This window comes from Acidobacteriota bacterium (genome assembly GCA_009861545.1).
GTDB lineage: Bacteria > Acidobacteriota > Vicinamibacteria > Vicinamibacterales > UBA8438 > WTFV01.
In genome coordinates, this window is sequence record VXME01000143.1 from 1 (window position 1) to 11626 (window position 11626).

Annotated in this window: 6 protein-coding genes; 1 reads left to right on the forward strand and 5 read right to left on the reverse strand. The window is 69.9% G+C overall.

Annotated elements, in window-relative coordinates; translation table 11 throughout:
- The coding region (locus tag F4X11_22250; GenBank protein ID MYN67716.1) for a vitamin B12-dependent ribonucleotide reductase at positions 1-1931 on the reverse strand (1931 nt) is incomplete at its 3' end.
- A 351-nt stretch (positions 1932-2282) separates the two neighbouring features.
- On the opposite strand from F4X11_22250, the gene F4X11_22255 reads away from it, so the two are divergent.
- On the forward strand, positions 2283-3086 hold the full coding sequence (locus F4X11_22255; GenBank protein MYN67717.1) for a CPBP family intramembrane metalloprotease: 804 nt from the start codon (positions 2283-2285) through the stop codon (positions 3084-3086).
- Between the two features lie 49 nt (positions 3087-3135).
- Here the strand turns inward: F4X11_22255 and F4X11_22260 are convergent, their stop codons facing one another.
- Genes F4X11_22260 through F4X11_22275 form a run of 4 tightly spaced genes read right to left on the reverse strand, consistent with a single transcriptional unit; the run spans position 3136 to position 11524 of the window.
- Positions 3136-3858, reverse strand: coding sequence for a hypothetical protein (locus tag F4X11_22260; protein MYN67718.1), 723 nt, complete (start codon positions 3856-3858; stop codon positions 3136-3138).
- Positions 3791-6742: a BamA/TamA family outer membrane protein gene (locus F4X11_22265; GenBank protein ID MYN67719.1), complete on the reverse strand. Its 2952-nt coding sequence runs from the start codon at positions 6740-6742 to the stop codon at positions 3791-3793. The genes F4X11_22260 and F4X11_22265 overlap by 68 nt, the downstream gene beginning before the upstream one ends.
- Complete coding sequence (locus tag F4X11_22270; GenBank protein ID MYN67720.1) at positions 6742-11121, reverse strand: hypothetical protein; 4380 nt, start codon at positions 11119-11121, stop codon at positions 6742-6744. The genes F4X11_22265 and F4X11_22270 overlap by 1 nt, the downstream gene beginning before the upstream one ends.
- Positions 11122-11140: 19 nt before the next feature.
- Complete coding sequence (locus F4X11_22275) at positions 11141-11524, reverse strand: acetyl-CoA carboxylase biotin carboxyl carrier protein subunit (GenBank protein ID MYN67721.1); 384 nt, start codon at positions 11522-11524, stop codon at positions 11141-11143.
- Between the last annotated feature and the right edge of the window lie 102 nt (positions 11525-11626).

Consider the following 11626-nt stretch of genomic DNA (forward strand, 5'->3'; position numbering starts at 1 on the left):
GCCGGCTTGAAGGCGCAGTCGAACACCGGCAGGTGCGCCGGATCCAGATGCGGGGCCTCCTCGATCGTGTCGTGCTCGTCGATGTACTGCACGATGTTGTTGATCTGATCGTCGGGATACCCCAGCCGCGCCAGAGCCACCGGCACCGTGTGATTGACGATCTGCATCACGCCGCCGCCCACGAGCCGCTTGTACTTCACGAGCGCGATGTCCGGCTCCACGCCGGTCGTGTCGCAGTCCATCATGAAGCCGATGGTGCCGGTCGGCGCGAGCACGGTGGCCTGCGCGTTGCGGAAGCCGTGCTTCTCGCCGAGCTCGACCACGTCGTTCCACGAGTCGGCCGCCGCCTGCTGGAGGTCCTCCGACACATGCGCCCGGGAGACGTTCTTCAGCGCGTCGCGGTGCTTCCGCATGACCCGCAGGAACGGCTGCTCGTTCCTGGCGTAGCCGGCGAACGGCCCGCCGCAGTCGCGCGCGATGCGGGCCGACTGGGCATACGCCTCACCCGTCATCAGGGCGGTGATGGCTGCCGCGTAGTCGCGCCCCTCGTCGCTGTCGTACGGCACGCCGCGCGACATCAGCAACGCGCCGAGGTTGGCGTAGCCCAGGCCGAGCGGGCGGAAGTCGTGGCTGTTGCGCCCGATCGCCTCGGTGGGATAGCTGGCGTTGCCGACGATGATCTCCTGTGCGGTGATCAAGGTTCGGACCGCGGCCCGGAACGTCTCGACGTCGAACTCGCCCGGCTCGTGGGGCTTCATGAACTGCATCAGGTTCAACGAGGCGAGGTTGCACGCCGAGTCGTCCAGGAACATGTACTCCGAGCAGGGATTCGACGCGTTGATGCGGTCCGTGTGCGGACACGTGTGCCAGTCGTTGACGGTGGTGTCGAACTGCATGCCGGGGTCGCCGCAGACGTGCGTCCCCTCGGCCACCGCCCGCATCAGGTCGCGGGCTCGAAGGGTCTCCATGACCCGACGATCGCCGTGGACGGCCCGCGTTTGCCATTCCCCGTCGTCGACCACGGCGCGCATGAACTCGTCCGGGACCCGCAGGCTGTTGTTCGAGTTCTGGAAGAACACGGAGTTGTACGCCGGGCCGGTGAACGAGCCGTCGTAGCCGGCGTCGATCAGCGCCCAGGCCTTGCGCTCTTCCTCGACCTTGCAGTTGACGAACTCCAGAACGTCGGGGTGGTCGGCGTTGAGGATCACCATCTTGGCGGCGCGGCGCGTTTTCCCGCCCGACTTGATGACGCCGGCGAAGGCGTCGTAGCCCTTCATGAACGAGACCGGCCCCGAGGCGGTTCCCCCACCCGCGAGCAGCTCGCGCGACGACCGGATCGGCGAAAGGTTCGTGCCCGTGCCGGACCCGAACTTGAAGAGCATCCCCTCGGTCCTGGCGAGCGTGAGGATGGACTCCATCGTGTCCTCGACCGAGTTGATGAAGCAGGCCGAGCACTGCGGCGCCTTCTCGAAGCCGCAGTTGAACCAGACCGGGCTGTTGAACGCCGCCTTCTGCCGCACCAGGAGGAACTTCAGGTCGTCCCTGAACGCCTGGAGGTCCTCTGCCGTCGCGAAGTACCGCTGCCGGTCGGCCCACCCGGCGATGGTATCGACCACCCGGCCGATGAGTTGCCGGACGCTCCGCTCGCGATCCGGGGACGAGAGCTGACCCCGGAAGTACTTCGAGACGACGATGTTGGTCGCCTGCTGGGACCAGAACGCGGGAACCTCCACGCCGCGCTGCTCGAAGACGACATCGCCGCGCTCGTTGGCGATCACCGCCGACCGCGTCTCCCACTCGATCTCCTCGAAGGGGTCCATGCCGGCGCGGCTGAACACGCGGGGAAACTCAAGCCCGGTCCCCGTCGGCGTCTCAGGATCCATCGCCGTGGTCGTCCGGGTCACGTAGTCTTGCGCAGCCCCTGCTGACATCTCTCCCCCTGTTGTTGTATCGATTGCAGTGACCGACGCCGGTTCATGGCCGGCTCCAAGGCGGGATGTCGATACTGGCGAGGTATTCGGCTGATCTCATCCTGCACCGCGATCACGTGGGTACAATCCCGCGCGTACCAACGCGCGGGATTGTACCCAGAGGTCACGGTACTGTCAATATGTTGTGTCTGGCTGGCCGCCTAGCCCAACATGTTGAGAAACTGTGCAACAGCTGTTGATGGGCTGTGGCCGATCCACGTCTCCGTTCCGGACCGGGTCGTCTCGCCGGCACGTGAGGACCGTAGTAAAGCAGCACCCCACGATCCCCACGGCGGATGCTAGAGTCCCCGCATGGACGCTCCGGAGCGCGGGCTCGGCCCCGACCGACCGGCCGCCGATCCCGACACGGGTCCCGAACCGGATTCGGCCGTTCCCGCACCCCTGCAAACTGCCCCCGGCCGCGTCGTGCCGTCGCTGGCCGAAGTGATCCTCTGCTCCGGGTTTCCGACCCAGCTCGTTCTCTCGGCCTTGCTGACCGCGGCCGGATTCGCGGCGCTCTCGCCGACCGGCGACCCGTCGTTCGGCTACATCGTCGCGCTCACGCTGCTGGACGTGGTCGTAGTGCTCGTCCTCGTCACGACCTTCCTGCACGCGCGGAACGAGTCGGTCCGCGAACTGGTGCTCGGCGCTCGTCCCCCGCAACGCGAGGCGGCGCTCGGCGTGCTGCTCACGCCGCCGATCGTCGTGGGCGCGGTCGGCGCGCTGCTGCTGATCGGATGGCTGGCGCCCGGACTGCGCAACGTGCCCGACAATCCGCTCGGCGCCATGCTCTCCACGCCGGGACGTGCGCTGTTCTTCGCCCTGGTCGTCGTTCTGGCCGGCGGACTGCGCGAAGAACTGCAGCGGGCGTTCATCCTGCGCCGCTTCGATCAGCATCTCGGCGGCGGCTGGATCGGCCTCGTCGTCTTCAGCATCGCCTTCGGCCTCGGCCACGCCATCCAGGGCTGGGACACGGTCATCGTGACCGGTGCGCTCGGCGCCCTCTGGGGCGCGCTCTATCTCCTGCGCGGCAGCGCGGTCGCCGCCATGGTGAGCCATGCCGGCTTCAACCTCACGCAGATAGCACTGGCCGTCGCCGGAACCCAGGCCGGCTGACACGCCCGCCCGACGTCGTCGGCGTCGCATCGACGGCCCCGGAACGGTCTCACGGATCCACCCGCATCACCTCCGCGCGACGCAGCAGGCCGGCGATCCAGCCCGCGACCAGCTCCGCGCGGCGGTTCGTCCAGAGGTCTTCCCGGACCCGGTCGCGCACGGACTCGAACGGAAGCGGCTCTCCGCCCTCCAGAAAACGCGCGCGGTGCGCGTCGTAGTGGGTGCGCAACTCCACCTCGGTCAACCGGCCGCCACGTCCGAAACGATCCGCCACGTATTCGTCGATGCGGATATCGTCCCGCAGGATCTGCCGCAGATCGTCCATCTCGATCCCGACCATCGAGAGGAGGCGGGCGAACGCGGCGGGGTCGGCGAAACGCGCTTGCACGGCCGCCACGGCGCGCTCGACGCGAGCCGGCGAAGGCGCCGCCTGCCGGTATCGATTGACCTCGTCGAGCGCGAGCCGGCGCTCGATCAGCCGGCTCAGGCCCGCCGCTTCGCGAGCCGCGGGTTCCCGATCACGGACGCTCCACAACCCCTGCTCGTGCAAGCCGAGATCGAGGAACGCCCGCACGTCCGAGGCGAGAATCACCTGCCCGGACACCACGGCGAGCACCCGGTCGAGAACCTGGGCCGCCGGACCGGATGGCCAGCCGAAGGATACGAGCAGCAGCAGGCAGAACAGCAGGCTGCCGGACCGGCGGTCAGAACGCCTGCCCGAAGCTGAAGTGCAGCGCCATGAGCTGCTCCTGTTGCGGGCTCGTCTCGTCACCGAAGAAGTGCCGCTCGCCGAGCTTGAAGCCGATGTCGAACCCCAGCGGCCCAACCGGCGAGTTGTAGCGCACGCCGAACCCGGCGCCGCTCCGGATGCGACCGAGACTCACGTGCTCCACTCGATCATAAACGTTCCCCGCGTCCACGAACGTGACGAGGCCGATCGCCGGCGTGACGCGAATCCGCAACTCGCTGTTGAAGATGATCACGGCGTTGCCGCCCTGCGGGAAGCCGGCCTGGTCGATGGTGCCCCCGGTCTCGGTGCGGGGGTTGCCGAGACGGTCCAGGGCGAATCCGCGAACCGTGGCGTTCCCGCCCGCGAAGAACCGCTCGCTGATCGGCAGCGCGAGCGAGCCCGCCGCCGCGACTCGTCCCTCCGGGGCGTCTTCGCGGGCGTCCAGGGCCCGCGGAAATCCCCAGGCCACGCCCAGACGCGCGCCGGCCGCCAGAACGATTCTCGGGACGCCGGGCATCCTGCGATACACCGACCCGGAAACAAAGCTCTTCGAGAAGCCGACCTCGGAGCCTATCGTGCGCGCGGCCACCTCGGACTCGAGCGTCACCAGGGATCCACGGGCCGGCTCGACGGGATCGTCGCGGGTGTCGTACACCCGACTCGCGCTGAACGACGACAGGCGCACGTTGGGAAACAGCCGGTCGACGATGTCCTCGTCCTCGCGGTTCAACTCGCGGTTGGACGTGTCGTTGTTGCCGAGACGGTATCCGATGGAGGTGCCCGTCGCCACGCCCGACGAACGCGTCACCTGCGCCGCCACGCCCCGGCTGAAGAGATCGAAACCGGGGCGGATCGCCTGCTCGACGAAACCCGACATCTGCACGTCCCAGTCGCGCCGGATCGCCCGTGGTTCGCGATAGGTGGCGAGCACGCGATACTCGTTGAACCCGAACGCGCCGCCCGTCTCCACCGGCGCGAGCAGAGGCGGGTCGTTCTTGCGACGGACGCTGACGCGCGTGAACAGGTCTATCGAGCGATTCCTGCCCCACAGATTGCGGCGGCCGATCTCGAACGAGCCGCGCGGCGCGAACTCGATCCGCTCGATCGCCCGGCTGCCCGCCGCCCGGACCTCCCGCCGGAGCCGCTGCGACAGCTCGAACCCGCCCCCGTAGGCGAGCCGGGTCGCCGCCGCCTCCTCGACCTCGATGATCACGTCCCGCCGATCGGAGCGGCCGTGACTGAATTCGCGGATGTCGATCCGCCGGAACATGCCGAGCGCGTTGAGGCGGCGGCGCGTCTCCGCAACGTCGTCGAGCCCGAGCGGGGCCCCCGGAGCCAGGGTCACCTCGCGGCGAATGGTGGCGCTGTCGACCGTCCGGTTGCCCACGATCAGCACGTGGTCGACCAGCACCTGCGGGCCCTCGACCATCCGGAAGACGAGATCGACCGTGCTCAGATCGTCGGCGAACCGCGCATCCAGCATCACCTGCGCCTGCTCGTATCCCTCGTTCAGATAGGACTCCAGGAGGGCGTCGCGATAACGCTCGATCTGGGGTCCGTAGTACGCGTCGCCGGGGCGCACATCGACCACCTGCTGCAGGACCGCGGAGGATTGGGCCGACGCGCCGTCGAACGCCACCTCCCCGATGATCGTCCGCAACCCTTCGTCGATCGCGATCTCGACGCGTTGCTCCACTTCTCCGTCCTCGCCGCGCCCACCCGTGCCGCTGAAGGAGCGGACGGCCCTCACCGTGGCGAAGCCGAGACGGTTGTAGTGCTCCTCGATGGCGGCCAGACCCGCATCGATCTCCCGGACGACGAGGGGCGCGCCGGTGGTCACGCCGAGGATGGAGCGGACCCGGTCGTCCGCAACCGCCTGATTCCCGCGCACGGCGACCGCGCGGACGCGATACAGCGGGCCGCGCGTCACGCGAAAGACGATGGAGAGCCGATCCTCGTCGCCGTCACGCGTGTGGGTCACCGCGGCGTCGCCATAGCCGAGCGCCTGCAGGTGCCCGGCAATGCGCTGGTCCGCGTCTTCGAGAAGGTCTTCGTCGACGCTCGCCTCGCGGGCGATCGGCACCAGGTCGGCCAGCCGCGCCCCCGGCACTTCGTCGCCCTCGAACGTCACCTCGACCCGCGGCCCGCGCCGAATGGCGAGCCGCACGTCGACATCGACGTCGCTCAGCCGCTCGATCTCGTGCGACAGCCGGGCCTCGTAGTAGCCGCGCCGCCGCAGGTCGCCCTCGTAGTCGCCGAGCCGCTGCACTATCTCGACCCCGTCGTAGGGCGTACGGGGATTGCGAAGACCGAGCCGGGTGCGGATCGTGTCGTGGAACACCGGCGACTCGCCGGTGATGTGCCAGCGTCGGACGCGGGCCCGCGGACCGGCCTCGATCGCCATCCGCAGAACACGCCTCGCAAGGGGCCCGGCAATCTCGGGGCGCACGCGTGCGGTGAAGAAACCGCGCTCGGCGTACGCACGTCGCACGGTGTCCTCGACCGCGGCGGCATCGCCGGCCGGGAAACTCGTCCCGTGGCGCTGGGAAACGAAGCGGCGCAGCCACTCCTCCGGCACGCCGCGCACGCCGCTGAACTCGACCCGGTTCACGGTTTCGAGCGACCGCAGGTCGTAGACCAGCGCGACCCCGCCACGCCTGTCGCTGGCGTCCACCTCGACGCCCCTGAAGAGGCCGAGACTGAAGAGGTGCGCCAGGGTCTCGCGGACCTCCCGCATCGACAGCGGCTCGCCCGGCCGCGTCTCGACGAGTTCACGGGCGGCCGGATCGTCGAACGGCCGGCCGTCCGCCGTCAACCGCACCTCGACGACGTTCAGTCCGACGTACCGGTCCACGTCGCGCGCGGCCTGCGCGGGTGCGCCCGGCCAGCAGAGAACCGCGAGCAGGCAGAACGCCCATCCACGCATCAGAAAGCATGCCGGACCCGTACGTCGAGCGCGTAGGTCAGATCTTCGTTCTGCGACAGGACCCACGACAGCCGATCGGTGGCGTCGTACTCGAAGACCACGATGAGGTCCTGGTTGCTGCCGCTGACGGCGCGGGAGAAGGTCAGGTGCCCCCGGTCGGAGATGCGCTTGCCGATCAGCACGCGCGCGGTCGGGACGAGCTGCGTCGACTGCTGGGCCGCCGGATCGTCCAGAGACGGCGTGATCTCGAAGGTGTCGACACCGAACGACCGCTCCACCACCCCCCCGACCTCCGCCAGAACGGGGTTGTTCAAGAGCCCCGCCCCGATGCCCTGCATCAACAGCCCCTGCTGAGACGCCTCGGGCGCCCGCAGGGTGCGGATCTCGGCCTGCTGCGGGTCCCGGACGTCGCCCAGCAGCAGCCCGACGATCTCGAACTGCTGCAGCGGCGGATCGGACTCCAGCGTCGGCGGCTCCAGCCGATCGAGCGATCCGGTGAGGCCCAGGGTGATGCGGTACGTCTGACCCGGCACGCGGATGTCGGTCTCTGCCTCGACGTCGAGGAACGGCTCCATCGCGACGGGGTTCGTGAATCCGACGCTGCCGCGGGTCAGCCGATACCGGTTGCCCTCGAAGTAGATCTGCCCGCGCTCGATCTCCGCGTTGCCGAGCAGGGACGGCCGATCCAACGTGCCGGTCAGGGTCAGGTCGGCGCTGGCGACGATCTGGGCCCGGTTGTCCGAGATGCGCAGGCTCGAGGGCGCCGAGATGCGCAGATCGAACCGCAGGGGCAGCGTGGTCTCCGGCGGACCGTCCGCCGTTTCGTTGCCCATCAGATTCATGAGTCCGCCGTCGGACTCGAAGAGCTCCAGCCAGATTGCGTCCTGCACGGTCACGAGACCGCCCAGCGTCGGCGCATCGACGGAACCCTGCAGAACCAGCTCCGCATCGACCCGGGACCGAATGCCCTCGGGATAACGCAGGGAGATGTCCCGGCCGGTGGCGGTCACATCCAGATCGCCGAGGCGGTATCCCTCCAGCCCGACCCGGCCGCCGAAGCCGACCGGGCCGCCGCCGAGCTCCGCGGTCAACTCGTCGAAGCGCACCCCGCCCGGCTCCAGAATCACGCGGCCGTTGACCGCGTCGAGTGCGTGCGGCAGCGACAGATGCCGGACCCGGCCGTTCGTCACGCGAGCCGCGCCGGTGACGACAGGCGCATCGAGCGAGCCGCCGATGTCGGCCGCCAGGCGCATCGTTCCGCGGCTGCGCACGTCGGGAATCAGGCCCTCCAGAATGCCGAGCCCGGCGTTGCCCTCCGCACGCAGCGCAAACCGCTCGTCGGCCAGCGCCACGTCGCCCGCCAGCTCCAGGTTCGTCTCCTCGCCCCGCAACCGCATCCGGTCGACGTGCACCACGTTGTCGGCCAGAGAGAGACGGACCGGACCGTCGTTCTCCAGCTCGAAGTCGAACACCGTGAGTGCGAGACGATCCGCCCTGACGTCGACTCCCAACCGATCGAGGTCGAGCAGCTCCCCGTCGACCGTGACCGTGCCGCTGGCCACCAGCGCGGTCATCGCCGACAACCCCGGCTGCAGGGCGCGTGCGAACGGGTCGAGCCGGGTGTTGGTCACGCTGAAGCGAAACCGGGCGGGCGCCTCGTCCACCAACCCGATGCGGCCGGAGCCGGAAACCGCGACGTCCGGCGACGCCGCCTCCAGCTCGACGTTCATCACGCCTCCGGCAACGTCGAGACGGCCCGTCACCTCGCCGACCGCAGCACCCGCCATGGTCACGTCGGCCATCGTGCCCCGGATCTCGTAACGCGGGTCCGCGAAGGCGCCGGCGCCGGAGATGGCGGCGGCGATGCGTCCGGCGACGGCCACCGGAACGCGCTCCGCCATCCGCGACGCGGAGAGCTGCAGGCCGCGGGCATCGGCCGTGACGGAGTAGGTGCCGTTCCACTGCACGTACATCGCCCCGGTGACCTCACCGTCTCCCTGCCGTACGGTCAGGCCGTTGAGCCAGACGCCGTCGCCGTCGAACCGGAGATCGGCTTCCGCCTCGTCGAAGGGCTCTCCGTAAGCGAGGCCCGCGCCCAGTCGCATCCGCCCGAAGCCGAGCGGCGCGCCGTAGTCCCCGTACAGGCGGATCTGGCCGTACGTCGGGCCGTCGATGGTGTATCCCTCCAGCTCGAAGGCGTCGCGGATGTACTGGGCCGGTAGTGCGTCGACCTCGAACCGGGCATTGATCTGCTCGCCTCCGGAACGCGCCGCACCGATGGCGAAGCGGCCGTCGACGGCCAGACTGGACGCCGTCTGGCGGAATCGGGCGCCCGTAACCTCCAGAATGGAGTCCTCGACGACGATGTCTCCCGCGCCGCGGCCCCACTCGACGTTCCAGGCCCCGATCGCGTCGCCGGCGAATGCCGCCTCGATGCGCGGCGACGTCAGCGCTCCCAGCATCACGCCGGTCATCGTCCCGCTGCCGTCGATCGCCAGGTCGCCGGTCGGGCGCCCGAACGCCGTCATGACGGCGGCCATGACCCGATCGCTCTCCTGCCAGTCCGCGCTGGCGACGTGGAACGGAATCCTCGACCCCCTGCCCCAGGCGGTGCGGCCCTCGAGAGTCATCGCGGTCAGAGGCGTCGCGAACCAGCTCGGCGCAATGTCCACGCCGTCCGGCTCGAACGTGAACCGCATGTCCCCGCCGAACGGAAACCGCCACGGATCCGCGGCAGGCTCGAACGGTTGCGCGTCATGGGGCCACCCCTCGCGCGGCGCCGGCAGCCCGCCCCGGGGCAACAGGGAGACTCCCGCCGGCGGCGCAACCGACACCTCACCGCCACCCTGCCGCTCCGCGAACCGGCCGAGCGGCCACGCCAGGCTCAACTCGCCCGCGAGCCTGCCCCGGGGACGCGCTCCTGGCACGCCCAGGTCGTCGAGCAGCGGCTCGAGGGCCGCCGCTCGTACTCGCGGCGTGAACGTGGCGATGCCGGGTTCGGGGACCCCCAGCGGCTTCATCGCGTAGGTGAAGTCGAGCTCGCCGCCGTAGAACCCGGCATGCGCCTGCGTGATCTCGAAGCGGTCGCGGGTCCAGACCAGATCGCCGTCCAGCTCGGGAAAGCGGAGTCCCGCCAGCGTGGCGTCCGCGCTGGCGAACGAGCCGGTCAGCTCGCGCCCGCCCTCGAACAGATGCCACACACCGCTGAACGCGGCCTCCCCGGTGACCGTGAACTCGTCCCGCGCGAAGAAGATCTCCTTCATCGCCGGCAGGTCGATTGCCATCTCCCGCACGTTGTAGGTCGACTCCGGCCAGCTCAGCATGTCGACATGGCCGTCGACCCGCGCCGTGAAGCCGCGGTCGGCGGCCCACAGATCGATGTGCGTCAGATCGACCAGACCGCCGTCGAGCACGTAGTCGGCGTCCATGTCGATCGTCATCGGCTCGAAGTCGCCGATGACGAGCGTCCCGCCGCGGAACTCGGCCGTCCCACCGTAGCCGGTGGATTTGCCCAGCGTCATGTCGATGTTGGGCGCGGTGATGCTCCACGGCGCCACGTGGTCCTCGTACACGAACTCGCCGTCGTAGGCGCGCAGGTGCTGCACGGTGGTGACGAAGATCCGGCCCTCTTCCCCTTCCTCCGCCACCGGTGCCGCGGCGCCCGCGTCGCCCGCGGGAAGTGTCGCTTCGGCTCCCTCGGCGCCGTCCGCCGGCTGGACGAACCGGGGAAAGCTCTGCCGCCCGTCGGAGAAAGACTCGACCAGCATGCGCCAGCCGCTCAGCTCGACGGCGTCCACGAGCACCTCGCCGTGCAACAGAGGCACCCACTCGGTCGAGATCTCGATGCGGTCCACCTGGAAGAACGGCCGGTCGCCGGGATTGAGGCCTCCGATCTCCAGGTCTTCGATCAGGAAGCGCCCCGGCGCCACATACGTGCTGAGCCGGCCGATGGTGACCGGCCGGTCGATGTAGTCGGCGAACGCCCGTTCCGCCTGTGCGCGCAGGCTCGGCCCGAGATCGATCGTGGTCACGGAGACGAGGATGCCCGCGACGACCGCCACCACGGCGATGGTCGTCCACACGAGCGACCGGCGCACTCCCGGCCGCAGGCGCCGGGCCCAACGCCACCGCAGGGGGCGCAACCCCAGCCGCCTCACCTGGCGTGTCCAAACGGTGAGGAGCGTGTTGGCGGGAGAACGCGTGTCACCGGTCTGCCGCGGGCGCTTCCAGCGCGCGAGGATGGCGGCCGCCCGCGACACGACCGCCTTCACCGCGGGCGCGAAGTCGACACGCTTCGCTGCGGACCGCTTCGCCGGCGGCTGCTCCGCGGCCGGCGCGGCGAAGAGAATGCTGCCGGGCCGCGACGGTTCGTCTGGCATCGATTCGTCCGCCGATCGCTCACTCGATGGCGGCCAACAACCGGCCGGCCTCTACCGACATGCCTTCGGTGACCGGCACCTCGGTGACCGTGCCGGCCCGCGGGGCGCCCAGCTCGTTCTCCATCTTCATGGCCTCGACGACCACCAGCGGCTGGCGGGCCTCGACCTGGTCGCCGGGCGCCGCCAGCACCCGCACCACCTTGCCGGGCATCGGAGCGACGAGCCGCGACGCGCCGCCCGCGGCGCCGCCGGGGGCGTCCCCGGCCGCTCGCCGGCCGTTGATCACCGTATCGACGACCACGTTGCCGATGTGCACCCGCGTCAATCCGTTCGGGCCGGTCGGCACGCAGCGCACCTGCCGGCTCGCGGCGCCGGCGCCGGTCCGCACCAGCGACAGCAGCATCCCGCGCCGATCGCGTTCCACGAGGCGCGCATCGACCTCCCGCGTCGTCCCGTCCCACGACACGCGCACGCGCCCGGGGCGCGCCGCATCCGGCTCGACGCT